Raw genomic sequence first — 25,926 nt, 5'->3', positions numbered from 1 at the left:
GAAGCCGCCGGATCAGCTACACTTACTATCGCATCTTGATTAAATCCCCGTGTCCACTTTCCGGGGTTCGGGCCCAAGGCGAGATAGATGCCTAATGTAGACAACATGACAACAGGAACTCGATGTAGCTCGATTCCTAGTTGAAAAGTAGCCTCACGTAAAAACCGTTCAAAGATATCCACGGCTTTTGAGGTTACTAGGATGCACAACACAGCACAGAAAAATAAGCGCTTTTCCCCCTTTAAGCGAGGAAAAGCGCTTTTCGCGTATCCACAGGATTTGGGTCCCTAATTAGATGTGAAAGGTCTTGCGCAGGTCATCAAAAATGGACCGCAGTGGTGCCGGCAGCACCTGGGGGTTCAGACCAATAAAGGCGATTCCTGCCGCTAGTGCAGCCACGATGGCAAGGGCTGCGCCGCCAATGGACGAGCCTTGCGGGAGCTTCGAGGAGTCTTCATCCTCTGAGCCATGCTCTTGGGAGCCGGCCTCGTCACCGCCGGCTTCGTCCACTTCCACAGGCAAGATCGCTTGCGTGCCTGCATCGGTGGTGATTTCTAAGTTTTGGGAGCCCGTCAGGCCTTCTGGAACGGTCAGTTTTACCTGCGCACGTCCGCGCTCGCCAAATTGGTCATCGCCTTCCTGTTTGGAATTATCGATATCGGCGGTTGCTTCCTCATCACCAAGCTTCACCGTAACGGTCTTGGCCATGGGCTCGCCCTCGCTGGTGTAATTCAAGCTGGACAGATCGACGGTGATTTCTTTGCCCGGGGCAATATCACCATCGATGTGGGCGCCGATCTGGCCCTGCCCCTTGCGGACCTCAGACTCACCGGAGGCGATGTAGTCGATCATGGCCTGGGCATCCATGTATCCCACATCGGTTTTGTCCTTGATGGAGCCTGCCTCAAAGTAGCCATCGCCACCCTTTTCGCTGTCGCTGGAGGCGAGGAAAGATGAAAGCGCGATGGAATAATCCTTGTTCGGATCGAGGGGCTCGCCATTAACGGTCACAGCCTTGACGCGCTCACCGTGGGAGGCCTTGTGGTCATAGACCACCTGGACGTTATTGGACAGCCCCATGGCTAGACGCGGCCGACTGCTTCCATCTTGCCACTGGTTTTCTAAAGCGGTGATGAAGTCCTTGCCGGAGACCTTCGCGGTAATAACGGAGTTACCAAACGGCTGGACCTCAAAAATGTCCTTGTATGTGACATCGCCGCCCTGCAAATCGGCGCGTACTCCGCCGGCATTCATTACGCCGAGGTCGATGTCCTCGCCCACCTGCTTGCTCATGGCATAACGCTGCCCTTCCGCGATGAAGTTATTCAGGGTGGACTCGACACCGCGGTTGGAGCCTGGCTTTTGCCCCTCATCGGAACCGCGGAACAAGTCGGTTTCGACTGTGCCAGCGCTCTTCGAGCCTTCTACCTCGGCTTCGTCTTGTGCCTTCTTGACGATGCCCGCAATCTCAGCATCCGGCTCTACCTGCGCCGCATCAGTCGCATCGTACTGCTTGAGCTCAATCTTCTTTACCTTGCCCGCGGCCTTGTCGAAGGTGATATCGGCATCGTTCAGCAGCTTGCCGTACTCATAGCCTTGCGCCCACTGCAGTGGCAGCGCGCCGTCGCGCTCTTGCGTCCCCTGGGTGGTCTGGTGGGTATCGCCTCCAAAGAGGATATCGACGTCTTTGTTGAAGCCTTCTGCGTATTCCTCCGCGTCTTCGTGGAAGAGGGAAACCACGACATCTGCCTCACCGCTTTCCTTCAAGCGGGTGGCCTCCTTATTCGTTGCCTCGACTGGATCGGTAAAAGTGACGCCCGGAATCTTTGCCGCAGATACCTTGAACTTGGTGTTCTGGGTGACGGTGCCGACGTAGCCGACCTTTACGCCGTCGATTTCTTCCACATGGGAGGCGTCCAAAAGCGGTTTGCCGTCTTTTAACACATTGGCGCCGAGGATGGGATAGTCAGAAGCGGGCTGGATACGGTCCGTTAGGTCCTCAGTGCCCTTGTCGAATTCGTGGTTGCCCACTGCGGTGGCCTTCATCCCCATGGCGTTGAGCGCTTCTAGCGTGTACTTGTCATCAGAGATGGCTGAGACGTATGCAGAACCGCCCACGTTATCGCCCGAAGAGGTGAGGTTGAACTCTTGGCCTTCATTGATCTGCTTGATAAGCGATTGCAGGCGAGCCACGCCAATCTCATCGCCCGCCTTAGCAGGGTCACTCAGGCCATCTTCCAAGTGGCCGTGCAGGTCAGTGATATTGGTGACCGAGATGGTGGTCGTGTTCTCCTGCGCTAGGGCGTGTGTGCCGGAGAGCGCGACGGCGGTGGCGGTAGTAGCGGCCACCAACTGGCCAATGCGGCGGAACTGCATAGTTACTCCTGTGTCGTAGAAAGTATTCAGGTAATTTATATCGCTTTCTTAACCAACTTGCAGGAAGCACATCCGCCTTGAATTGGGCTTTTACCTTTCCTCCGTCAAGAATTCACTCAATCGTCACGTGTGCGTAGCCCGCGCGTTGCCTCTATCAAGCAACCGTGCGGCGAGGTGATGAGGCGGTTACGCGGTTACGCGGTAGACGTCAAAGACGCCCTCGGTATTGCGCAGCGTGGTCATCAACGAGCCCAGCTGTTTGGTATCCGATACGGAGAAGGTAAAACGCATCGTGGCAATTTGATCCTCGCCGCGGTTCGAATTCATCGTCAACACATTGATGTTCTGATCACTTAATACCCGGGTCAGCTCAGACAGCAGGCCCTGACGGTCCAATGCCTCAAGCTGCAGCGTGGCGGAAAAGGCGCCGGTAGAAGAGGTACCCGAGGACCATTCGACCTTCAACATACGTTCCGGTTCGGATTTGAGCTTTTCCGCGTTGGCGCAGTCGGCCCGGTGCACGGATACTCCCCCGCCGCGGGTGACGAAACCAAAAATGGCGTCCCCGGGCACCGGCTGGCAGCACTTCGCAAGCTTAGCCATGACATCGGGGCTTCCCTCCACCAAGATGCCCGTGCCGGATGCGGAGTCCTTAGTATGCTGCGCACGAGAATGCTCGAGCTCCGAGAGTGGGGTTCGGGAAGCCAGCGCATCCACGGCATCATCGCGATCGCCGAACATGGCCACCAATTGGTTGGCCACGTGTTGTGCGGAGACGTGTCCTGCGCCGATGGCGGTGTACAGGGCATCGACATCGGAATAGTGCAGCTGTTCTGCCACCTGCTTCATGGAGCTGGCGGTAAACAGACGGTGCATCGGCAAGCCGCCGCGCTGCACCTCAGTGGCCAAGGCATCGCGCCCGGCTTCGAGGTGCTCCTCACGCCTTTCTTTGGCAAACCACTGGCGGACCTTTGCCTTGGCACGCGGGGAGACCAAGAATTCCTGCCAATCGCGCGATGGGCCGGCGTTGGGATCCTTGGAGGTAAAAATTTCTACCTTGTCGCCAGATTTCAGCGGTGATTCTAGCGCCACCAATTTGCCGTTGACCTTGGCACCAATGCAGCGGTGGCCGACCTCCGTATGCACGGCGTAGGCAAAATCCACCGGAGTAGAACCCGCTGGCAGATCCACCACATCACCCTTTGGGGTAAAAGCGAAAATCTGGCGCGCCGTCAGGTCATAGCGCAGGGAATCCAGGAACTCATTGGGGTCCGCTGCTTCCTTCTGCCAGTCCAGCAGCTGGCGCATCCAAGCCATCTGGTCCACCTCTTCTTGGTGCCCAGAATTCTTACCCTTCGTTTCCTTATAGCGCCAGTGCGCGGCGACGCCGAATTCGGCGTTGTAGTGCATCTCGTGAGTGCGGACCTGCACCTCTAGGGTTGCTCCGCCGTCCGCGAGCACCGTGGTGTGCAGAGACTGGTAGACGCCAAAGCGCGGGGAGGAAATATAATCCTTAAAACGGCCAGGCAGAGCCTGGTAAATGGAGTGCACGACGCCGATGGCTGCGTAACAGCTATTGATGTCATCCACCAATACGCGGATGCCCACCAGGTCAAAGATCTCCGCGAACTCGCGGCCGCGAACGACCATCTTTTGATAGATGGACCAGTAATGCTTCGGCCGCCCCATAACTTCGGCCTCGATGCCATTTTCCTTTAAGGCGGCACTGACTTGATTGATGATTTCCTTCAAGGCGCGATCGCGCGAGGGCGCGCGCTCTGCCACCATGCGGACGATTTCGTCATACTTTTTGGGGTACAGGATGGCAAAAGACAGATCCTCTAGTTCCCATTTCACGCTCGCCATGCCCAGCCGGTGGGCCAAGGGGGCAATGACCTCGAGCGTCTGCCGCGCCTTCTTTGCTTGCTTTTCCGGCGGCAAAAAGCGCATGGTGCGCATATTGTGCAGACGGTCGCTGACTTTGATGACCAGCACGCGCGGATCGTTGGCCATGGCGACGATCATCTTCCGGATGGTCTCGGCCTCGGCCGCTGCACCCAAGGCCACCTTGTCCAGTTTGGTCACTCCATCAACGAGCCGGGCGACTTCTGGCCCAAAGTCGCGGGTCAGATCTTCAAGCGTGTAATCGGTATCCTCCACCGTATCGTGTAGGAGCGCTGCAACGATGGTGGTGGTATCCATACCAATTTCCGCGGCAATCGTGGCTACGGCCAGGGGGTGCGTAATATACGGCTCGCCCGACTTGCGGAATACTCCCTCGTGCAACCTTTCTGCGGTGTTATAGGCAGCGTTGAGTAGTTCCGCATCCGCTTTGGGGTGGAATTTCCGGTGAATGGACATGAGGGGATCGAGCGCAGGGTTAATCTTGACCCGCCCGCCGGTCAGTGACCGAGCAAGCCGGGCAGACATGCTCCGCATCCCGTTATTAGCCTGGCGTTTTGCTGACTTATCCGTGGCCATCTCTACCGCCCTTCACAATGCCACAGCCTGTACTGCTGGCTGCAGCGCCTTTCCAGATCGTGTGATCTAGCTTAGACACACCATCTTAGTCAGCGTCATCCAGCACAATGAGCGGCGGGCCCGATAAGCGTTCGCGTCCATTAAGACCCTTAACTTCTAGCACCACGACGTTGCCCGCGACCTCGGCGCCTGCAGACTCGAGCAGCAGCTTGGCGCCGTGGAGGGTGCCACCGGTGGCCAGGACGTCATCGACAAGCACCACGCGCTTGCCCTTCACATCGACGCCGCTGGCTGGGATCTCCAATGCAGCCGAGCCATATTCCAGCTCATATTCTTCGGTATATACCGGCGGCGGAAGCTTGCCCTTCTTGCGGATAGCCAAAATACCCAAGCCCAGCTTGTACGCCACGGCAGAGCCCAACAAGAATCCGCGGGCATCCAGGCCGCCAATGAGATCCGCGCCCAGCTCCTCGCAGGCGGCCGCGAGGCCATCAACAACGGCCCGAAATGCCTCAGGATCGGCTAGTACCGGTGTGAGGTCTTCAAAAAGAATTCCTTCTTCTGGAAAGTCCTGCACAAGGCGCACCTTGTCGCGCAAAGCTTGTGCTGCTGATTCATAGTGAGAAGTCATCATCTTCCTTGAGAATAAAATAGCGAGAATAAATTTAAAAGCGAAAAGGCCTAGGCCTTTTCCACAGGTTCTTCTGCCGGCACGTGCCAACGATCCATATTCCAGCCGATGCCCGAGACGCCAGTGTACGGCAGGACACCCTCCACGTCGCGGTGAACGATAAACGCGCGCGGCTGCGCAGCGACTGGAATGGAGGGAACACTCTCCCACAGCTGCTCTTCCTGCTCCTTGAGCTGAACGGAATTTTTAATACTGGAATCAGCGGCGGAGTACTCGGTCAGCGGATCGACTGGGCCCAAGAAGGCATCAATGGTTGGCTGCCCCGATTCCGGATCAGGGTTGAGATAAAACTGCGATAGGTTCTCCGCCGCAGCATCCTCGATGGTAATCCCCGCCGGCTCGCAGGAGGCGCGCAGCGCATCAACCATCGCCTGATAGCGCTTATCCGGGCCAACGTAGCCCACCCTGATGGTGGACCCGTTCAACTGGCCGGCCGCAGCCATGTCCGTTCCCTCGTGGTCCTTCGCCACCGAGCCTAGCGTTTGGGCCACCGGATCTTGGACAGAGACGGTGCGCACATAAGCCGGGGGAACATCGACACCAGATATTTCGGAGCTCTTTTGTGCTAACGCCGCTTGGTCGACGCAAGCAGCAAATGCCTTTCTAGCAGAAGGCTCCGCAAAAATCCCGGCCTGCGACAGCGTCAACGTATCGGTTTGCAGGCCCACCTTGGTGATCGTCTCAAACTCGGCATTCTCTGTGCCCGCGGAGCCCTCCGCATTGGAGTCGCTTTCTTTATTCGAGCCAGATCCGTTTGTGGATTCTGAGGCGTCGTTGCCTTCCTCGGATTCTGCGTCCTTAACCGCGTTCCCTGAAAGCCAATCGGGCGCCGCGGTGGCGGAATCTGCCACCTTGAGAACGCCCTTATCCGCAAGTTCCTGTGCGTTGGCAGTACCCGGCCATATGACAAGGCGATCCAAGGCAGGTTTGTCGCCGCGATACTGCTCATTGGCTTTTAAGAAGACCTCGCCGGAATCACCAATCTTATCCGCGGTAAATGGGCCGTAGGACACCTGCAGCTGTGGGTCAAAGTCATCCTTGGCTGTAGAAAAACCATAGCGCCACAATTCCGCTACTGGCTGCAGCGCCGCCATGTCTCCTGCATGCAGGGCCGCGTTGAGATCCTCCATGCTCATGTCCGTCTTCTGCGCAAGCGCATGCGCAGGCATAACGGTGCCAGGGCCAAACATTTGGCGCCACCGATGTCCCTGGTCTTTCTGGAAAGTCAGCGTAAAAGCCTTGCTCTGCGGTGCGCACTCGATATCCGCGATGTCATTCATTAGCGGCATATGCGAGGCAAATTCAACCGGGTGCGTGCCAGCCGTATAGGCAAGCAGGTAATCATCGCAGGTGACGGGCGCACCATCGGAGAACGTGGCGTCATCAGCAAGCGTCAAACGCACGCTTTCCTGGTCGCTATCTGCTGCCGGCGGAAGCTCTTCGGTCTCTACCAAATCCGCATTGGGAATGAGCTGTCCGGAGGGGCCCGGCACAAAAAGACCGGGATAAAGCCGCGCCGAAAGTTGGGCCGCTGAGGTGGTGCTGCCGAAGGCGGTGCCCGCATTCGTCGTGGTCAGCTGAGAGTTAACCATATACCCGGGGTAGTTATAGGACTCCGGATCGGCGGGCGAGGCCTGGTCACCGCCCTCAGATTCCTCACTACTGCACGAGGCCGCTACCAGCGCCAGGGCGGAAAGCCCTGCTGCAACCGCCGTGATTTTGGGACGGCGCCCCCACCACCGTGTGGTGCCTAATCTGCGTTCCACGGTACGCACAACCCCTTTTCTCCTAAAAAGACCAAGCCTTACTCTGCCTGATTATGCCGTGTTCAAGGGCATTTAGCGGCCCGGGCGCCACGTAGCACCTGTATGGCCGGAGGCACTGCTGCCGTGATCAGTTTGTTCTTCTGCCACTTCCTTGTGCGTCTTGGCCCCGACATCGGAAGGCGTAACCACCTTGCGCTTTGCAGAACCCGCGTCCGCCGGTTCACCGTCCTCAGACTTACCCGCGCGGTAATCCAGCACACGCTGCGTGTGCTGCTTGACGCGCTTAGTCCAATTAGCAAACGTCACCACCAATGGGGTAGCCAAGAAAATCGAGGAGAAAATACCCTCGATGACGCCGATGAGCTGGATCAGCGCCAAATCGCGCAACGTACCGATGCCCATAAGCCATACGGCGATGACGAACAACGCGATAATAGGCAGCGCGGAGATGATGGAGGTGGAAATGGAACGCATGACCGTCTGGTTAATCGCCAAGTTGGCGAGTTCCCCATAGGTCTTAGAACGTTGGCCTTCCAGCCCCGCCGTATTCTCATTGACCTTGTCAAAGACGATGACGGAGTCATAGATGGAGAAGGTCAGGACGGTGAGCAAACCGATGATGACGGCGGGAGAAACTTCAAATCCGAAGAGCGCGTAGATACCGGCGATGACGATGCCATCAATAATAAGCGCCAAAATGGCGGCAAACGCCATAATCTTTTGCAAGCGTACCGCCACATAGATAGTCGCTGCAACGAGGAATACGACCATAGCAAGGATCATGCGCTGCGTAATCGAGGAACCCCACGATTCGGACACGGTGGAAGAACCGATGGCGTCCGGGGTGGCCTCCCCGTTTTCATCCTTCGGTTGGAATTCCTCGTAGATAGCAGACCGGGCACTGTCTACTTCTTCTTGGCTCAAGCGCTCAGAGGTGATTTCCAGCGTCTCAGCATCACCGGCACCAACGATGCGCACTTGCTCCGGTTCAACGCCAGTGGAGTCCTCGAAGACGGTCGCTACTTCATCTTCTTTCAAGTCCCCAGCGGGCATGGACAAGGTGGTGCCTCCCTCAAAGTCGAGGGAGAGCGTAAATCCACGAATCAAGATGGCGACGATGGCACCGACGAGGAGCGCGGCGGTAATCCCGTACCACCGTTTGGTGTGGCCAATGAAGTCATAGCCACGCTCGTCTTCATAAAGGCGATCTAAACGCGAAATCTTATTTTTAGTCGATACGGCCATGATTATTTCTCCTCATCTTCCGCAGCTGCTGAGGGCGAAGAACTCTCAGACGAATCGGCGCCAACGGATGCCGAATTTTCAGTAGAGCGCTCCCGCTGCGCGGAAGCGGCAGAACGGGAATCTCCGTAATAGCCGCGTTCTCGCCGCTCTTCAATTAGCGCATAAATTCCGCCCAAACCGTTCATCGATGGCTTGGCGGCCGCTGGGCGGCGGCCGATGATCTGCATCACCGGCGCCATAACCAAGAAGGAGACGACCAAGTCGAAGATCGTGGTCAGACCCAAGGTAAACGCGAAGCCCTTCACCTCACCGATGGCGAGGAAGTAGACGATGACAGAACCAATCAACGTCACCGCGTTACCGGTCACGATGGTACTGCGCGAGCGCTCCCAGGCCTTCCGCGTAGCGGACCTAAAGGTTCTACCTTCTAAGAGCTCGTCCTTAATGCGCTCGTAGTAGACCACGAACGAGTCCGCGGTCGCACCGACACCAATGACCAAACCTGCGATACCGGAAAGGTCGAGTGAGTAACCAATCCAACGCCCCAGCAACACAATGGCGCCGTAGGTTAGCAGGCCGGAGCCAAGCAAGAAGATGACGGACACACCACTGAGCGCTCGGAAGTAGTACAGCGAGTAAAGGATGACCAAAATCAAGCCTGCCAAGCCAGCCCACAGGCCAGCTTCTAGCGCAGCCTTACCCAGTGTCGGAGGAATGGACTCCACCGTGCCACCGGGCTCGCCGTTTTCGCCGGCAAAGGACAGCGGCAAGGCACCGTAGCGCAGGTTATTGGCCAGGTTATTGGCTTCTTCTTGGCTAAAATCACCGTTAATGGAGGTAGCGGAACCGTACGGGGTAGCACCCTGGATGACCGGCGCCGAAATAACACCCGAGTCAAGGGTGATGGCAATCTGATCGTTCAGGTGGTCCCGCGTGAGGTCAGCCCAAGTCTGGGAACCGTTCGGGCCATCGCCAGTCTTAAAGGAGAAGCTGATCTCCATCTGACCAGACTGCGGGTTGAGGCCACCGTTGATCGGGGAATTGGTATCAATCTCATTACCCGTCAAACGGGTACCGTCTTCATCCTTAACGCCATTGAGCAACGGAGCTGGCTCCAACACATAGGGAGTGCCGCTGTCATAGTCACAGGTAACAAAAGGCTTGGACGGATCATCCGCACCAGCCAGTGGGTCAGAGGAGCCCTGACAAGTAAGGAGCGAAGAGGCCGCTGCTTGCGTTGTCGGATCGTCCGATTGGCGGTCCTTTAACAACATCTCGGTGATTTCATCGCGGCGCTCGGTCTGCTCGATGGAGTTAGAAGGCTCGTCCAGAGGCTTCGCGGAAACCTTCGGAGCCTTGACGTCCTTCGGTTCCTTACCCTCAGCCTGCGCTTGTTGTTGGGCGACGGCCTTGGTGACGTCTTCCATTTTCTTGTTGGCCTCGTCCTTCTCTAGGACGCCATATTTGACCCAGCGGTTAGCCATGTCCTCTAGCTCTTTGTCGAGCTTTTCCATATCCGGCGCGGAGGGTTGCGCCACTGGACGGAAGTAAAGCTGTGAGGTCTGCCCCACTGCCTGGGCCTGCGAGGCATCTTCGCCCGGTACTGTGATGACGAGGGTATTTCCGTTGATGACGACCTCGGAACCTGACACACCCATGCCATTGACGCGCTGTTCCAAAATATTGCGCGCCTGCCGTAGCTGGTCCTGGGTGGGGTCTTCACCTTGTGGGGCCAAGGTAACGCGGGTGCCGCCCTGCAGGTCGATGCCTAGCTTTGGGGTGGCTTGGCGGTTTCCGGTGAAAAAGACCAGCGCATAGATAACGACCACGATAAGCCCAAAAAGCGCAAGGGCGCGTTTGGGCCATTGGCGGTTGCTATTTTTCATAGCGCCTCGAGATGATGCGGACAACGATATTCTCCTGTGCACTGCAAACCAGGGTGATTAGACATTAAATACGGCCCGCCCGATTCGGCGCGGGCACGTTAACAACGCACAATCGTACGTCATGGAATAACATTTTCCTTAACGGGGTCCGCGATTCAGCGAAAATGTGTCAGGTTCTACGTTTCTCTTAAGCCAATTGCAGGCTCATAGAACACTAGCCGTGTGCACAAGGTACGCCCGCGCCTGCCTTCGTTGAGAGCACGGGCGATAACGAGGAATTAGCGGTCGGAGGACTGCTCGCCTTCCCCACCATTGAGTCCCTCATCATTATTGTTCTCGCCGTTGTCTCGCTGCGGCTCTCCAGCTTTGTCTGCACTACCGCGGTTAAGTTTCTGGGCTTCGCTTTCGGTGCGAACAACCGCCATCTTGTCAAAGGTAAGGGTAACTCCCGGGGAAACCTCGAGGTCCACACTGGTATCGGTGGTTCCGCGCACCACACCGTGGACACCGCCGGCGGTCACGATGCGGTCCCCATTCTGCAGGGAATTTTGCAGCGATTGCATGTCGTTTTGGCGCTGGCGTTGCTTACGCATCGCCATAAAGGAAGGAATGATGAACAAAATGACAATGATTATGAGAAAGATGATTTCCATAACTTTCCAGTATGCCAGACTGTTTGGTTCACAAAAACCATCGGCTAGTTCCATCCCATGGACCCCACCAGCGAGGTGCACATGGGCCCTTAAAACAGCCCAATTGCCCCATCCGGAGGCGTCAGGCCCAGGTGCTGCCATGCGGCTGCGGTGGCTACCCTGCCCCGCCCAGTGCGCGAAATCATGCCGGCGCGAACCAAGTATGGCTCACACACCTCCTCCACGGTGGAGGGTTCCTCGCCAACGGCGATGGCCAAGGTATTAACACCCACCGGCCCGCCGCCGTGGCCATTGATCAGGGCACTGAGGACGGCGCGGTCCAGCCGGTCCAGCCCCATTTCATCAACATCGAATACCTCCAACGCCCCCTGCGCGGCGGAAAGATCGATGCGCCCGGTTCCATTGACCTCCGCATAGTCGCGAACGCGGCGCAGTAAGCGGTTAGCAATGCGCGGGGTGCCGCGCGAACGCGAGCCAATTTCTACGGCGGCATCATCGTCGATGGCGACGTCCAAGATATGTGCCGCACGTTTGATCACATGGGTGAGATCCTCGGTGCTGTAGTACTCCATTTGGGCGGTAAAGCCGAAGCGATCCCGCAGCGGTCCCGTCAACATTCCTGCTCGCGTTGTAGCCCCGACCAAGGTAAACGGCGGGATCTCCAACGGGATCGAGGTAGCACCCGGCCCTTTTCCCACAATCACATCGATGCGGAAATCTTCCATGGCCATATAGAGCATCTCTTCGGCGGGCCGGGCGATGCGGTGGATCTCATCGATGAAAAGCACGTCGCCTTCCATGAGGTTCGAAAGCATCGCCGCGAGGTCTCCCGCTCGTTCCAGCGCTGGGCCCGAGGTCATGCGCAGCGACGTCCCAAGTTCCTGCGAAATGATCATGGCCATCGTAGTCTTACCCAGGCCGGGCGGCCCCGATAACAGGACATGGTCCGGGGTGACCCCGCGGTTCTTAGCGCCCGTAAGCACGAGGGAAAGCTGCTCCCTGACCTTTGGCTGCCCAATAAACTCCGTCAGGGATTTCGGGCGCAGGGAGCGCTCGATATCGTGTTCTTCGGCGTGAGCGGTGGCTTCCACATCACTATTGTGCTGTGAATCGTGCGCCTCATTCATTCCCTCCGGGAGGTTGAACTCGGTGCGCTCAATATCGGACATGCTGTAGCCTTCGTGTCTTCTTGACGTCGTGTTCTTTTAGCCCTGCTTACCCAACTGGGCTAGGGCCGCGCGCAGCAAGGTTGACGTATCCGCCGCAGGGGCTTCGGCATATGCCGCCTCCACCGCGGGGCGGGCCGCCTTCTCAGTAAATCCTAGGCCCAGGAGGGCTTCGGTGACACTATCGACAACTGGGCCACCGCCGCTTGCTGCCGCCGGCGCCGCATCAGCCGTTGGAGCTCCAGCAAAGCGCTTTACCTTATCTTTTAGCTCCAGGGTAAGGCGTTGGGCCATCCGCTTGCCGACGCCCGGAATAGACTGCAGCGCCTTCACATCCTCCCCGCCAATGGCTGCGGCAAGCTCTTCTGCGCCCATGACGGACAACGCAGCTAGGGCGAGTTTGGGCCCCAAGCCGGACACGGATTGCAGCACCTGAAACATCTCGCGGTCGTCATCGCTGGTAAAGCCGTATAGGGTTAACGCATCTTCCTTGACCACCAAGGTAGTAAGCACAAAGGCGGTTTCTCCGCGGCGCAGGGTTCCCAACGTCTTTGCGGTAGCCAAGAACTTATAGCCCACCCCGCCGCATTCAATAACGCCGTGGTCTAAACCAATGTGGAGGACTTCTCCCCGCAATGCCGCAATCATTTTCTACCGTGCCTTCCTACCTGTGTGCGCTTTCAACATGACCTAATAATGAACAAACTTAACCTGTGGGGTGTGGCGAGCTAAGGCTGAACACCCTTCCCCCGCCCGCGGACACCACTGGTCTTTGCGCCAAGCCCTAAACCAGTACTATCCATCCTGACGATCGCTGGCGCCCGCCAGCAATGGCAGACAGCCAGCGCCAATGCGTCCGCTGCGTCCGCCGGCTTGGGCGGCTCCGTAAGCCCCAAGATACGAGTAATCATCGTCGTCATTTGTTTCTTATCTGCGCGCCCATTGCCAGAAATGGCCTTTTTTACTTCGGACGGTGTGTACATATACACCGGAATATCCCGCTCGGCAGCCGCGAGCACGAGGACTCCTACGACGTGCGCAGTCTGCATGACGGTCGAGACCTGGCCGCGTTCGAAGACGCGCTCTATAGCAACCACGTCGGGCGAATAATCGTCCATCCATTCCTTAGCCGCAACGGACAGCCGCAGGAGCCGCTCGGTCAAATCTTTATCACTCGGGGTCCGCACCACGCCAACGGAGACAGGAAGAATTGCGCGCCCGCGGCCAGCTTGAACTACGGACAGGCCACAGCGAGTTAGCCCAGGGTCGATGCCCATCACGCGCATGCCTTCGATATTCACACCCGCCCACTCCCTGTTCCGCGGCCTCGTCGTTCCTAGTCTTAATTCCCCATTATGTCTTACACACACATGTTCTACAACACGGCGCAACTTTTAGGCTGTCCCAATAAAAACACAACAAAGCTCGGCACCGGAATCTCCGCATGCGCGAAGAGCCGCCACCGAGCTAGTGCCTCCAATATGTGCAGTATTCTTACTCTGCGTTGAGTTCTGCTAGCACCTCATCGGAGAGGTCCATATTGGTATATACGTTCTGGACGTCGTCGGATTCTTCCAAAACATCGATGAGGCGGAAGATCTTCTTGGCGTCATTGGCCTCGAGAGGAACCTCGACGGAGGCACGGAAATCGTTATCGGAGTCATCAACCTCGATGTCTGCTTCCTTGAGGGCCTCCTTGACGGCCTGCACATCCGTGGGGGCGCAGATGATCTCAAATTTCTCGCCCTGGTCTTTAACCTCTTCAGCGCCAGCATCGAGGACTGCCATCAAGACATCATCCTCACTCAGCTCACCCTTTTCCACCAAGACATAACCGGTGCGGGAGAACATATAAGCAACCGAGCCGGATTCGCCCAGGTTACCGCCATTCTTGCTCATCGCGGTGCGGACATCGGTAGCCGCGCGGTTGCGGTTATCGGTCAAGCATTCAATCAGCATTGCGACACCGTTGGGGCCATAACCCTCGTACATGATGGTCTCCCAGTCGGCACCACCGGCTTCTTCACCAGAGCCGCGCTTGCGGGCGCGTTCGATGTTGTCATTGGGGACGGAGGCCTTTTTGGCCTTCTTAATCATGTCATCGAGCGTTGGGTTGGCCGCAGGATCACCACCGCCGGTTCGCGCCGCCACTTCAATGTTCTTAATGAGCTTGGCAAATTCCTTGCCGCGCTTAGCGTCATTGGCAGCCTTCTTGTGCTTGGTAGTTGCCCATTTTGAGTGGCCTGACATTAAGTCCCTTTCTAATTGGGTTCTAAATCTGTTGACAATTATACGTGCCCTGCACGAACTGGGAAAAGCGCCCCCATGATACGGACGCGTCGCTAGACGTTATGCCAATTGCCGTGCGCAGAACCGCTTCCTAAGTTTTCATCAAGGAACCGAGTCAAGCCTTCTTGATTGATCAATGCAACGAGTTCACCCTGCTCATTGAATAATTTACCGCGCGCGATGGCCGTTCCTTGCGCCGCTGTGGGCGATACCTGCTCATAGAGCAACCACTCATCCACGCGAAATGGGCGAAGAAACCACACCGCATGGTCAAGGCTTGCCAATTGCACCTTATCCCCTTGGTGCGGAATGAGCGCCGCCCGAATAAGGGTCATATCAGACATATACGTCAGGGCAGCGCGGTGGAAAGCGGGGTCACTCCCAAGCTCGCCCGTATTGCGGAACCAAATATGGCGATATCCGGCACCTGTCACCTCCGCGGCGGCATCATCGCGGCCCTCATCGGGCACTAAACGGATATCCCAATCGGTCCACTCCTTCAAAATAATCCGGGTGGAATACGGCGCCCCACCGCCACGGCGAGCGGCTTCATCGGGGCTTAATACCTGCGGTGCCACGTCCTGATGCTCGGGTCCTGCATCACCTTCGCGGTGGAAACTAGCCAGCATAATAAAGACGAGGCGGCCATCCTGGATGACCCGAACCTGCCGGCTAGCAAAGGAACGACCATCGCGCAGCCTTTCTACCTGCAGCTCCAGCGGCTTTTTCGTATCACCTGGGCCAACGAAATAACCGTGGAGGGAATGCACCTGCTTCCCCTCCACCGTCTTTTGCGCCGCGGTAAGCGCCTGCGCGGCAACTTGCCCGCCGAAGGTGCGCTCAATCTGCGAGGGGATCGCTGGGCCAGAAAAGCCATCCGTATCTTGGGTGCCTTCTAATGCCAAAACCTCAGAAATGGTGCCCACAGTCATCCTTTCTTGTGCGCCTACTATGCGCTACATCACGTAAGTCTTCGTCTGCCTTGCCACCCTACTCCCCGGGGCAGCCCAACCCCGGTGACGAGAAACCTGATTCGAACTACTCAACGACCAAATTTTTCCCTAGAATCTTTTGGGTGAAAAGATTCGCGACAGTTCCTGCGGTATGGGTGGGCTGGGTTCTCGCCCGCTTGGTTTTGGTCTATTTTTTGAAGCTCGACCACAGCGCACGCGGCGATGTTGCCTATTATTTCGCCGGCCTTTTTGGCACTGATCCCACGCAGATGACCGAATACCCCCACGCGGGCACGTGGCCCACCATCATCTTAAGTTGGTTCACCGGTGGAGACCGCGGCGTGTTCTACATTGGCTTTACCATCATGACGCTGCTTGTCGATGCCACCTTCCTCGCCCTCCTGCTGCGCCACCACGAACGCAATAAGCGCGTTTTTCTCGCCGGTTGGTTCTGGGTCTTTTTTGGCACGGCTGCAGGCCATGTCTTTGTGTGGCGCCTCGATATTTTTCCTGCCGTCGTCGTCGCTGGGGCCGCAGCGCTCCTTATTTCTCATCCCAAGACCGGCGCCGCCCTATTAGGCTTCGCCACCACCATGAAGCTCTGGCCAGGCGTCCTCGCAGCTGGACTGGTCGGGCGCTTTAATAGCACCAATTCCTGGCTGCGCTTGGCGTCCTTTTTCGGCTCGGTTGCCGCCCTTTCAGCATTGACAGTTGTCACCTCCGGCATGGACCGTCTGCTTTCCCCACTGAACTATCAGGGGGTACGCGGACTCCAACTTGAATCCATTCCGGCGACAAACCTGCTGTTACAGGCACACCTGAACCCAGGTAAGTGGCATTTGGGATATGCCCCGTCCAAGAGCTTTGAAATTTCAGGTCCGGGCGTCGATACCGCCATCATGTGGAGCTCCATCGCGACGGCCGGGATGCTGGTATTCGCCTTGAGCTGGGCGCTGTACCGTTTCTTCGCCGGAGGGTGGACCGCGCGAACCACCGTCGCCTTCTTCACCCTTATGGTGCTGCTCCTCATAGCAACCAATAAAGTATTTTCTCCCCAGTACATCATTTGGCTCGGACCGCTATTCGCTGTGGTAGTACGCCAAAAGCTCCCCGCCGGGTTTATACCCATCAAGATCTGTCAGGGCCTCCTCGCTGTATGTGCAGTTGCAGCCGCCGCGCTTGGCACCTACGTCTACCCGTTCCACTATGACTTCGTGTGGAAGTACGTGGGCGAAAACCTGACTCCGGTCTACGTACTCGTCGCCCGCAACGTGCTCATCCTCGTAGCGGTGCTCTTTGCACTTATATGGTTCATCCTTGAGGTAAGCCTGTCCCGCCGCATAGAAAAGGCCATCGTGGCAGCAGGCGGCTCGGAAACGAGCGCGGAAGCCGGCGCAGAGAACGCGTCCTCGCCGAATACGGGGCGAATTAACGTGCCTGGCTCCGACGCCCCTACCGAGTCTGAAGCGAGCACCGATGCCACTACGCAGACACCCCGCAGCTAAATTCTTAATCCGCCAGCATGTAGTCGAAGTACTCCGGTAATTTAGCGGTTCCGCCGAGGTGGAAGAAGCGCACTGCGGGCCGCAGGCGCAGCGCGCGCGTATCGCTAACTGCCTCGTTATAGAAGCGATGCGCCAATTGGATGCGGCCTTCCGCATCCGCCAAGGCGGCCGGGCGCTGGCCTACCGGAAAATCGCGCACAATGGCGGCCGAAAGCTCGCGCTCTACCATGGTGCGGGCTTGAAAATGCCCATGCGAAAGCTCCGTTGATTCGGCCTTTTGCGCCAACGCCGCAAGATCCGGGGAGACCGCCGCCGTTACCGCCGCGCGCCGGTCCAGCGCAGCCTGCAGCTGCGCCAGCGCAGCATCGGTGCGGATGTGCAGGAAATTTAGCCGCTGCGCTGTGAAAATGGCCCACGATCCCACAAGAATGAGAATAAGCAGCGCGATGGTTATTTCTATCGCCATCATCGCTTCACCCTCACCTTCGTGCCATCTTGCACCGTTTCATAAACCTGCATGACCGCCGCGGCAACATGGTCCCAGTCATACATCTGGGCGCGCTGCACGCCATTGCGCACCAATCGCCGCCGGTAGTCGCCATCATCCAAAACTTGGTTGAGCACACGTGCCAAATCGGTGGCATTGCCAGTGCGGAATAGCGCTCCCGCAGGCTCTTCCGATTCCGCGTTGCAGACCGCCCGAAAGGCCTCCAGATCCGAAGCCACGACGGCGGCACCGGCGGCCATGGCTTCTACCAACACGATGCCAAAGCTTTCCCCGCCCGTATTGGGCGCCACGTAGACATCGGCCCGGCCCAAGATTTGTGCCTTTTCTGCGTCGCTGACGCGCCCGACAAAATCCACGCCCTCGACCTCGCGGGCACGGCCGCCACCCATAATGGTGACGCGAATATTCGTGTTGACCTGACGCAAAGCGGCCAACAGAATATCCAGGCCCTTCCGCGGCTCGTCGAGGCGGCCGAGAAAAACGACCTCGAGTGGGGCATCGGCAAGCGCGGGCTGGCTTTTCTTGCGCGCTAAAGCGTAGACGGAGGTATCGACGCCATTGGGAATCAGGACAGGATCGCCGCCCAATTGCTCCACCTGCCAGCGCCGCGCCATATCCGATACCGCGATGCCGCCGCGAATCTTTTCCAAAAAGGGCACGAGGAGCGGCTTTGCCAGGGTCAGGATGAGGGAATTGGCCGCCGAGGCGTGGTACGTCGCCACCATGGGGCCGTGCGCCACGGCCAAGGCGGTCATGGAAAAACTCGGGGAATTGGGCTCGTGGATATGCAGGACATCAAAATCACCGTCCTGAATGAAGCGCTTGACCTTGCGGGTTACCTTTGGCCCCACCGACAAGCGCGCAACGGAGCCGTTATACGCAATCGGGAAGGCCGGGCCGCCCTTGACCACGAAATCCGGTAGCGGTGTGGTCTCTGCGGCAGGACCAAGGACCTGGACAAAGTGACCTTGTTCTATAAAAACGGTGGCCAGGTCGAGGATGTGGGCCTGCACGCCACCAGGTTCATCAAAAGAATACGGGCAAATAATACCGATGCGCATTAACTGGAACGTTCCTTTCGCGCTTGCCGGCGCCGCTCCACGTCCTCGTTCCATTGCGGCTGCAGCATGTGCCAGTCTTCGGGGTGGTGCTGGATATTAGCCGCAAACCCATCCGCCATCCGCTGGGTGGTCTCCTTAATATCGGTAACCTGAACTTCTGGAGACACCGACAACCCCCAGCCATCGCCTTCAAACCACGAGTGCACCACGTGGAGTGCCGCGCCGGTCTCAATGGCTAGCTGTGCGGGACCTGCCGCCATATTGGCTTCCTCGCCCATGAAATCTACCGTGATACCGCGGCGGGTAATATCGCGTTCCGCCAATAAGCAGACCACCCCGCCCTCCTGCAGGGCTTCCTTCAGGCGCGCAAAGGGCGTGGCCGCCCCACCGGTAAGCGGCAGGACCTCAAACCCCAGTTCCTCGCGGTAATCCACGAAGGCATCAAATAACACCTCCGGCTTTAACCGCTCCGCCACGGTGGTAAATTGCCCGTAATGTCCCACCAAGAAGACCCCAGCCATATCCCAGTTGCCGGAGTGCGGCAGCGCCAGGATGACGCCCCGTCCAGACTGCGCGGAGGCGTCGAAGTGCTCGAGTCCTTCTAGTCCGCTCATGAGGCGCTCGTGCAGCTGGGGATCCGCGTGAATCGCGGGCAGGCGAAACGCCTCCATCCAATAGCGCATATATGAACGCATGGAATCGCGCACCAATTCGCGCGTGACATTTTCTGCCCCCACCACGCGGGTAAGGTTTCGCCGCAGGCCGTCCATGCCCCGCCCGTGGTCGCTCGCGAAATCCGCCACCCACCGGAAGATGGTGCGCGCTAGGGGCACGGGCAGCCGGCGAACTACCTTCCAGCCCGCCAAATACCCGGCCGCTGCTACATCTTCTTTATCCCACATGGTGCCGGATCCTCCAGAATAGTTTGTGCGCAAACCACGAACTAGCCGGAACGATAGCCCCCGCTGCGCCCATGTTCGCTTGATTTACATCTCGGCGTCTTGGCGCGCTGCAATGGCAATGCGCTGGTACACGGTAAATATTGAGCCTACCGCCAAGATCCACAGCGATACCGCTGCGGCGTACTCTACGCCCAAGCCCTCTAGGCCGATTCCGCCTAAGGCCAGAATGAGGCGCTCGGGACGCTCAATCAGGCCACCTACCATGGTGAAACCGGAGGCCTCTCCCCTAGCCTTGATATAGGAAATGACCTGGGAGCATACCAAGGTAATGAGGCAGGCCACCACGGTCCATTTGGACGCGTCTGCGGTATACACCAGCCACCAGGCGATGGCGCAGAATAACGCGCCATCGGTAATGCGGTCACAGCTCGCATCCAGCGTGGCGCCGAAAGCGCTCGATTTGCCGGTCAGGCGGGCCATGGTGCCATCGAGCATGTCAAAGGCGGCGAAGAGGCCGGATAGTACGGCGGCGATAAAGAGGTGGCCGGTAGGAATGAGGATCACCGAAATAGCGATGGTCACAATCGTGCCTACAACCGTGACCACGTTGGGTGTTAGCCCCAACTTTAAAAAGGTCTTGGCTATAGGTTCCACCACCACGGCGGCGGGCTTTCGCCCATGCACGCTAAGCACGCGAGTCCTCCTCTTCCATGTCACGCCACCCCTCTGCCAAGACACGACGGGTGTCTTGCAGTAGTTGCGGTAATACCTTAGTCCCATCGAGGACAGTCATAAAGTTACTATCCCCGGGCCACCTTGGCACCACATGCAAATGCAGGTGGTCTCCCACCGAGCCGCCGGACGCGCGCCCCAAGTTAAAGCCCACATTAATGGCCTCTGGCTGTGATACACGCTTGAGCACCCGCACGGCCTTTTGGGCAAAGGCCATGAGCTCGTGGGATTCCTCCTCGGTGAGGTTTTCCAGCTCGGATTCCTTGCGGTATGGCACCACCATGAGGTGGCCGGCGTTATAGGGGAACAGGTTGAGCAGCGCATATACCGTCTTGCCGCGCGCGATGATCAGCCCATCCTCATCGCTACCCTTGGGCGCTTCCACGAAGGGCTCCTCGGACCGCTGCGCGATATAGGCCATCCGGTACGGCGCCCACAGTCGCTCCAACCGGTCCGGCTCACCGGCACCGGTATCGACGAATGTCTCCTCGCTATGTCCCTTTTGCGGATTAGCGCCGGGCACGAATGAGCTCTTCTGTCGGCTGTTCGTTAATGCGCTCTGCCACCCACGTGGAAATGAGCTCAACGGCCTCATCGACGGGCACGCCGTTGACCTGCGTGCCATCCAAGAAGCGGAAGGACACCGCACCGGCTTCCACATCGCGAGCACCGGCGACCAACATGAAGGGCACCTTGCCCGTCGTGTGGTTGCGGATCTTCTTCTGCATGCGGTCATCGGAGGTATCCACGTCCGCGCGAATGCCCTTGACGCGCAGCTTGGCGGCAACGTCTTCCAGATGCGGGACGAAGTCATCGGCTACCGGAATGCCCATGACCTGGTGCGGTGCCAACCACGCTGGAAACGCGCCCGCGTAGTGCTCAAGGAGCACACCGAAGAAGCGCTCGATGGAGCCGAAGAGGGCCCGGTGAATCATGATCGGGCGCTTCTTCGTGCCATCGGAGGCCGTGTACTCCAGCTCAAAGCGCTCGGGCAGGTTGAAGTCCAGCTGCACCGTGGACATCTGCCAGGTACGTCCAATGGCATCGCGGGCTTGGACGGAAATCTTTGGCCCGTAGAACGCCGCACCCTCAGGGTCAGGAACGAGCTCAAGACCGGACTTTTCTGCCACGGACTGCAAGATCGTGGTCGAGCGCTCCCAAATCTCATCGGAGCCGACAAATTTGTTGGGGTCCTTGGTGGAAAGCTCCAAGTAGAAATCGGAGAGGCCGTAATCCTCAAGCAGCGAAATGATGAAGTCCAGAACCTGGGTAAGCTCTTCTTCCAGCTGCTCTTCGGTGCAGTAAATGTGGGCATCGTCCTGGGTAAAGCCGCGCGCACGGGTCAGGCCATGCACCACGCCGGACTTTTCGTAGCGGTAGACCGTACCGAATTCAAAAAGGCGCAGCGGAAGCTCACGGTAGGAACGGCCGCGGGATGCAAAGATCAGGTTGTGCATCGGGCAGTTCATCGGCTTGGCGTAGTAGTCCTGCGGCTCCTTGACCGTATTTCCCTCGGCGTCATACTCGCCATCGAGCTGCATCGGCGGGAACATGCCATCGGAGTAGAAATCAAGGTGGCCGGATTTACGGAAGAGGTCGCCCTTGGTGATGTGCGGGGTATTGACAAAGGAGTAGCCCGCCTGCACGTGGCGGTTGCGGGAGTGGTTTTCCATCTCCATGCGTACGGTCGCGCCATTGGGGTGGAATACGGGGAAACCGGAACCAATCTCATCCGGGAAGGAGAAGAGATCTAATTCTTGGCCCAGGCGGCGGTGATCGCGCTTTTCTGCCTCTTCCACCATGGTCTGGTAGGCGGCCAATGCGTCCTTGGACTCGAAGGCGGTGCCGTAGATGCGCTGCAGGCCAGCGTTAGCCTGGTCGCCGCGCCAGTAGGCGGCGGACGACCGAGTCAGGGCAAAGGCCGGGATGTATTTCGTGGTGGGAACGTGCGGGCCGCGGCACAGGTCGAACCATTCCACCTCGTTGGTGCGCGGGTTCACGTTGTCATAGTGCGTCAGATCGCCGGCACCCACCTCGGCGGCCTCGTCGGAGTCTGGGTCCACATTACCTTTGTCCTGGATAAGCTCCAGCTTGAAGGGCTCATCCTGCAAGGCCTGTTCCGCCTCTGCCGTGGACGCATAGGTGTGGCGCTCGAAGCGCTGGCCGTCCTTAATAATCTTCTTCATCCGCTTTTCCAAGGCCGTGAGATCCTCCGGGGTGAAGGGCTCAGCGGTCTGGAAATCGAAATAGAAGCCGTTTTCAATGGACGGGCCAATTCCCAGCTTGGTACCGGGGAACTCGGCCTGCACGGCCTGGGCCATGACGTGGGCGCAGGAGTGGCGAATGACGGCGCGGCCATCTTCCTCACAGGCGGCTACCGGGACAAACGTCGATTCCTCATCTGGGGTGTGCGAGAGGTCAAAAAGAGTACCGTCCACGCCGCGGACTACCACGACGGCCTCTGGGCCCTTATTAGGCAGGGCCAGCTCGCGGAGGACCGCGCCAACCGCTTGCCCGGCCGGCACGGTGAAGGATTCGTAATTTACCGGTGCTGCGGGAATAAGTTCCGCCATATTCGCGCTCCTTTTTGCGCTCGCGCAGATACGGCATACCTGGCCGCATCCACTAGTTAAATTTACGGATCGTCATTCTACAGGCCAGCATGCGTGCAAAGCGATTCCGCCCACCACGTTTCTTTACCATCGCCGCCTTTGGTTCCCGGCGGGCAGAAATACATCGCCGAACCGATGTGGGTGAGCCACTCATTCAGCAGGTCCGCCTCATCAAGCCGCGCCTGGATGGGTTCGAATTGCTTGGTGGGATCCTGCTGGTAGCAGATGAAGATTTGGCCAATATTGGATAGTTGGCCATCCTTGCCATCCGGCGGCAATTCGTAGTTATAGGGGCGGCGCAAAATCTTTTGCTCCGGGTGGTCCTTTGGCGCAGTGGCGCGCGCCATGTGGGAGCTTTTATCAATGACGGGCAGGCCGAATTCATCCGTGGCCTTAAAGTCCGCCTCATCGAATTCCTTATCACCCGTAAGCGGAGCCCCATTTTCCAGCTTGCGGCCCACCGCATTTTCGCGGGAAGGCCGATCCAGCTTTTCCCAGGTATCGAGGTTCATGCGGATGCGGCGCACCACCATGGCCGCACCACCCCGCTGCCACTCTGGTCCGTCCTCGATCCAGACCTGCTCCGCGAATTCTTCATCGCCGTGCGGGTTGACGGTGCCATCCTTTTGACCAAACATATTGCGCGCGGTCTCGCCCTTTTCGTGGCTGCCGTAGGCATTGATAAAGCCCTGCTGCAGCCAGCTAACTTCGGCAAAATGCTCGCCTGAGCGCACCAAGTGCCGCAGGGCGTAGGTATTCATCAGGGGGTCATCGCTGCAAATCTGCAGGACGATGTCAGTTTGGCCCCACTTGTCTTCTAATTGGTCGCGGGAATAGGCGCGGACATCGCCAAGCCACTCCGGCTTATCCACGCCCAGCAGCGAGAAAATGTGTTCACCCAACCCACACGTAATGGTGAGATTCGCCGGCTGGCGCACCATTTCCGGCTCCAAGGTCCCCAACGGGGGCTTGCCCTTACACAGCGCACGCGCATCCTCGGTCCACAGCTTCATCAGGCGGGCAAAGCCCTGCTTGCCGATGCCCCCTTTGAGGTTAAAGCCCACCAAGTTCAGGTGTGCTTGCTCCGGCGTGTCAATGCCGGCCTGGTGTGGGCCGTCGAAAGCCACGGTGGCATCGGCAAGCGGGGTGTTGTGTTCCTCCGCTTCAGCGTGTGGTGTTGATTTATCCGCGTTGCATCCCACCAGCGCAATGGCGCTGGTAGACACTGCAGCGCCGGTGAGAAATCCCCTTCTGCTGAATCCCGTCATGATTAGTGCGTGTGGTTTTCTTTCTCGTCGTCGTTGCCGGAGTGGTCGTGGCCTGCATGATCGGAGTGATCGTGGCCCGCGTGACCGTGGTCCATGCCGTCCATGTCGCCGTAGTCCTCATCGCCGGCACCCATGGTGCGAGCCTGGATGGCGCCCAAGTCAAGCTCCTCGCCGTCAGACAGGGTCAGCGTGAGTTCAAGGGAATCGCCCGGCATGATGCCTTCCTTCATGCCCATCAACATGAAGTGATCGCCACCCGGCGCAAGCTCGTGGCTCTCGCCGGCCTTGATGACCAAGGGGCTGGACTTTTCTCGCATCTGGCCATCGACGGTCTCGTGAATCTGGTTCATCTCTGCGTCCAGGTTCGTGGAGAAACCGGTGATCTCGATGTCTTTATCCGAGTGGTTGACCAAGGTGCCAAAGATGGCGGTCATGTCCTTGTCTTCGTTCGCGCGGACAACAGCGTCCTCGAAGGTTAGGTCCTTATCCGCTGCCGCAGTGGATTCGCTGGCTTCTGCAGTCGAAGATGCAGCTGAAGTCGAGTCCGAGTTGCTGGAATCGTTCTCGTTATCTGGGGAGCAACCGGCAAGAACCACGGCGCTGAGGGATACGCCGGCAATCAGGCGGGAAATTTTCTTAGTCATTATTTGTGACCTTTCGAGTCGTTTCGACGGGTTTTTGCGATCAACAAAGCCAGAACGGCCGCTATGGCCAGCACACCGCCCACTCCCAGAATGATTTTCACCGAGGTGGGCATATCGCTCGAAGAATCTGCAGCTCCATCTGCATCTGCAGCATCGGTGGAAGAAGCACCATCGCTGTCCTCACCTTTCACCGTAAATGAGACGCCACCGCGTGTGGCGTGTCCGTCCGAGGAGGTGATGTTGTAGCCCACCTGGTAGTTACCTGGGCCGGGGTCGACATCATCTGGAGTCGTGATCGTCAGATCGCGATCATCTAGCTCCGGCTCCTGGCTAAAGATCTGTTCCCCAGTGTCCTTATTGGTTACCGCAAAGGTGTTGAACTGGTCCTTTGGAATGCCGGAGAACTCCAAGGTGATTTCCTCAGGAAACTCCTCGAGCTGGTCGCCCTCCTTTACGGTTCCGCCCACGACGGAATCGTGCGCCAGTGCTACGGGTGCGGATCCGCCGGCGATAAGCGCGGCAGCTCCCACTGCCATTGCCGTGCGACGCAACCAAGGTACGCGATGGCTCATTTTCAGCTCCTTCAGTTCTGAATTTTGCGTGTGCATGCAAAGACATCCTAATCCCACCGAATGGCTTGGTGACAATCGTGGTCATCAGTGTGTCTCTTCAATAGTCGGTAACAGTATCTCTATAGTTCCGCACCGAAGCGAAAAAGTCTGCGATCTCCATCACTTCAGAAGAGTGGGGTGTGCCAGATACAAAAAAGCCGCCTTGGTGACAAGGCGGCTTGAATGGAGCGGATGACGAGACTCGAACTCGCGACCCTCACCTTGGCAAGGTGATGCGCTACCAACTGCGCTACATCCGCAGGTAAATCAAAAGATTCACCAAGGGTCATCAGGTGACCCTCGTGCGCGATACTGGGATTGAACCAGTGACCTCTTCCGTGTCAGGGAAGCGCTCTCCCACTGAGCTAATCGCGCCCAATGCCCAAAGGCATTAAGTTGAGGTGGAAACGGGAATCGAACCCGTGTGCACGGTTTTGCAGACCGTTGCCTCACCACTCGGCCATTCCACCGTGGCGATACCGCCTCACACAATACAGTGCTGGAGCGGATGACGAGACTCGAACTCGCGACCCTCACCTTGGCAAGGTGATGCGCTACCAACTGCGCTACATCCGCA

Annotated in this window: 22 protein-coding genes, 4 tRNA genes and 1 pseudogene; 1 reads left to right on the top strand and 26 read right to left on the bottom strand. The window is 58.0% G+C overall.

Features of this window, described 5'->3' with window-relative positions:
* The 13 genes and pseudogenes from ABRP86_RS10630 to ABRP86_RS10570 all read right to left on the bottom strand — a co-directional run.
* Nucleotides 1–182, bottom strand: a pseudogene (locus tag ABRP86_RS10630) (hypothetical protein); the annotation flags it as partial.
* Between the two features lie 109 nt (nt 183–291).
* On the bottom strand, nt 292–2,376 hold the full coding sequence (locus ABRP86_RS10625; protein ID WP_349864244.1) for a bifunctional metallophosphatase/5'-nucleotidase: 2,085 nt from the start codon (nt 2,374–2,376) through the stop codon (nt 292–294).
* A 186-nt stretch (nt 2,377–2,562) separates the two neighbouring features.
* Nucleotides 2,563–4,857 carry a RelA/SpoT family protein gene (locus ABRP86_RS10620; RefSeq protein WP_349864242.1) on the bottom strand — a complete coding sequence of 765 codons (2,295 nt, stop codon included), beginning with the start codon at nt 4,855–4,857 and terminating at the stop codon, nt 2,563–2,565.
* 85 nt (nt 4,858–4,942) lie between these two features.
* Complete coding sequence (locus ABRP86_RS10615) at nt 4,943–5,488, bottom strand: adenine phosphoribosyltransferase (protein WP_239268264.1); 546 nt, start codon at nt 5,486–5,488, stop codon at nt 4,943–4,945.
* Between the two features lie 50 nt (nt 5,489–5,538).
* Nucleotides 5,539–7,314, bottom strand: a complete 1,776-nt coding sequence (locus tag ABRP86_RS10610; RefSeq protein WP_349864239.1) for an ABC transporter substrate-binding protein — start codon at nt 7,312–7,314, stop codon at nt 5,539–5,541.
* Between the two features lie 72 nt (nt 7,315–7,386).
* Complete coding sequence (gene secF, locus ABRP86_RS10605; protein ID WP_349864236.1) at nt 7,387–8,559, bottom strand: protein translocase subunit SecF; 1,173 nt, start codon at nt 8,557–8,559, stop codon at nt 7,387–7,389.
* A 2-nt stretch (nt 8,560–8,561) separates the two neighbouring features.
* Nucleotides 8,562–10,445, bottom strand: a complete 1,884-nt coding sequence (gene secD / locus ABRP86_RS10600; RefSeq protein WP_349864234.1) for a protein translocase subunit SecD — start codon at nt 10,443–10,445, stop codon at nt 8,562–8,564.
* A 278-nt stretch (nt 10,446–10,723) separates the two neighbouring features.
* The gene (gene yajC / locus ABRP86_RS10595; RefSeq protein ID WP_023022588.1) at nt 10,724–11,098 is read right to left on the bottom strand and encodes a preprotein translocase subunit YajC; all 375 of its coding nucleotides are present in this window, start codon (nt 11,096–11,098) and stop codon (nt 10,724–10,726) included.
* An 89-nt stretch (nt 11,099–11,187) separates the two neighbouring features.
* Entirely contained in the window at nt 11,188–12,267 is a 1,080-nt protein-coding gene (gene ruvB / locus ABRP86_RS10590; RefSeq protein ID WP_023022590.1) for a Holliday junction branch migration DNA helicase RuvB, read from the bottom strand.
* A gap of 36 nt (nt 12,268–12,303) precedes the next feature.
* A complete protein-coding gene (ruvA, locus tag ABRP86_RS10585) occupies nt 12,304–12,912 on the bottom strand; it encodes a Holliday junction branch migration protein RuvA (protein WP_349864231.1) in 609 nt (202 codons plus the stop codon).
* Between the two features lie 80 nt (nt 12,913–12,992).
* Nucleotides 12,993–13,565: a crossover junction endodeoxyribonuclease RuvC gene (gene ruvC / locus ABRP86_RS10580; protein ID WP_005283305.1), complete on the bottom strand. Its 573-nt coding sequence runs from the start codon at nt 13,563–13,565 to the stop codon at nt 12,993–12,995.
* Between the two features lie 193 nt (nt 13,566–13,758).
* Complete coding sequence (locus ABRP86_RS10575; RefSeq protein WP_023022595.1) at nt 13,759–14,514, bottom strand: YebC/PmpR family DNA-binding transcriptional regulator; 756 nt, start codon at nt 14,512–14,514, stop codon at nt 13,759–13,761.
* Between the two features lie 92 nt (nt 14,515–14,606).
* Nucleotides 14,607–15,485, bottom strand: coding sequence for an acyl-CoA thioesterase (locus ABRP86_RS10570; RefSeq protein ID WP_349864228.1), 879 nt, complete (start codon nt 15,483–15,485; stop codon nt 14,607–14,609).
* A 143-nt stretch (nt 15,486–15,628) separates the two neighbouring features.
* Between ABRP86_RS10570 and ABRP86_RS10565 the strand changes: the two genes are divergently transcribed.
* Nucleotides 15,629–17,011: a DUF2029 domain-containing protein gene (locus ABRP86_RS10565; RefSeq protein WP_349864227.1), complete on the top strand. Its 1,383-nt coding sequence runs from the start codon at nt 15,629–15,631 to the stop codon at nt 17,009–17,011.
* A 4-nt stretch (nt 17,012–17,015) separates the two neighbouring features.
* On the opposite strand, the gene ABRP86_RS10560 is transcribed toward ABRP86_RS10565, so the two are convergent.
* The 13 genes from ABRP86_RS10560 to ABRP86_RS10500 all read right to left on the bottom strand — a co-directional run bounded on the left by ABRP86_RS10560 (nt 17,016) and on the right by ABRP86_RS10500 (nt 25,925).
* Nucleotides 17,016–17,477, bottom strand: coding sequence for a hypothetical protein (locus tag ABRP86_RS10560; RefSeq protein WP_349853797.1), 462 nt, complete (start codon nt 17,475–17,477; stop codon nt 17,016–17,018).
* Nucleotides 17,477–18,580: a glycosyltransferase family 4 protein gene (locus ABRP86_RS10555; protein WP_023022603.1), complete on the bottom strand. Its 1,104-nt coding sequence runs from the start codon at nt 18,578–18,580 to the stop codon at nt 17,477–17,479. The genes ABRP86_RS10560 and ABRP86_RS10555 overlap by 1 nt, the downstream gene beginning before the upstream one ends.
* The gene (locus ABRP86_RS10550; RefSeq protein WP_349864225.1) at nt 18,580–19,482 is read right to left on the bottom strand and encodes a phosphatidylinositol mannoside acyltransferase; all 903 of its coding nucleotides are present in this window, start codon (nt 19,480–19,482) and stop codon (nt 18,580–18,582) included. Before ABRP86_RS10550 ends, ABRP86_RS10555 begins: the two co-directional genes overlap by 1 nt.
* Before the next feature lie 84 nt (nt 19,483–19,566).
* The gene (gene pgsA, locus ABRP86_RS10545; protein ID WP_349864223.1) at nt 19,567–20,175 is read right to left on the bottom strand and encodes a phosphatidylinositol phosphate synthase; all 609 of its coding nucleotides are present in this window, start codon (nt 20,173–20,175) and stop codon (nt 19,567–19,569) included.
* Nucleotides 20,168–20,737 carry an HIT family protein gene (locus ABRP86_RS10540; RefSeq protein ID WP_349864221.1) on the bottom strand — a complete coding sequence of 190 codons (570 nt, stop codon included), beginning with the start codon at nt 20,735–20,737 and terminating at the stop codon, nt 20,168–20,170. The genes pgsA and ABRP86_RS10540 overlap by 8 nt, the downstream gene beginning before the upstream one ends.
* Nucleotides 20,724–22,787: a threonine--tRNA ligase gene (gene thrS, locus ABRP86_RS10535; protein ID WP_349864219.1), complete on the bottom strand. Its 2,064-nt coding sequence runs from the start codon at nt 22,785–22,787 to the stop codon at nt 20,724–20,726. The genes ABRP86_RS10540 and thrS overlap by 14 nt, the downstream gene beginning before the upstream one ends.
* 77 nt (nt 22,788–22,864) lie before the next feature.
* Nucleotides 22,865–24,094: a Dyp-type peroxidase gene (locus ABRP86_RS10530; protein ID WP_349864216.1), complete on the bottom strand. Its 1,230-nt coding sequence runs from the start codon at nt 24,092–24,094 to the stop codon at nt 22,865–22,867.
* Nucleotides 24,095–24,096: 2 nt separating this feature from the next.
* Nucleotides 24,097–24,738 (bottom strand): copper chaperone PCu(A)C, encoded by a 642-nt coding sequence (locus tag ABRP86_RS10525; protein ID WP_349864214.1) that lies wholly within the window; start codon nt 24,736–24,738, stop codon nt 24,097–24,099.
* On the bottom strand, nt 24,738–25,310 hold the full coding sequence (locus ABRP86_RS10520) for a copper resistance CopC family protein (protein WP_039885991.1): 573 nt from the start codon (nt 25,308–25,310) through the stop codon (nt 24,738–24,740). Before ABRP86_RS10520 ends, ABRP86_RS10525 begins: the two co-directional genes overlap by 1 nt.
* A 223-nt stretch (nt 25,311–25,533) precedes the next feature.
* Nucleotides 25,534–25,609 (bottom strand) — tRNA-Gly (locus ABRP86_RS10515).
* Nucleotides 25,610–25,652: 43 nt separating this feature from the next.
* Nucleotides 25,653–25,724, bottom strand: a tRNA-Val gene (locus ABRP86_RS10510).
* A 24-nt stretch (nt 25,725–25,748) separates the two neighbouring features.
* A tRNA-Cys gene (locus ABRP86_RS10505) sits at nt 25,749–25,819 on the bottom strand.
* A 30-nt stretch (nt 25,820–25,849) separates the two neighbouring features.
* Nucleotides 25,850–25,925 (bottom strand) — tRNA-Gly (locus ABRP86_RS10500).
* Nucleotide 25,926: the final 1 nt, after the last annotated feature.

This window comes from Corynebacterium sp. KPL3927, from assembly GCF_040225835.1.
Taxonomy (GTDB): Bacteria; Actinomycetota; Actinomycetes; order Mycobacteriales; family Mycobacteriaceae; genus Corynebacterium.
This window is presented reverse-complemented; position numbering and strand designations above follow the sequence as displayed.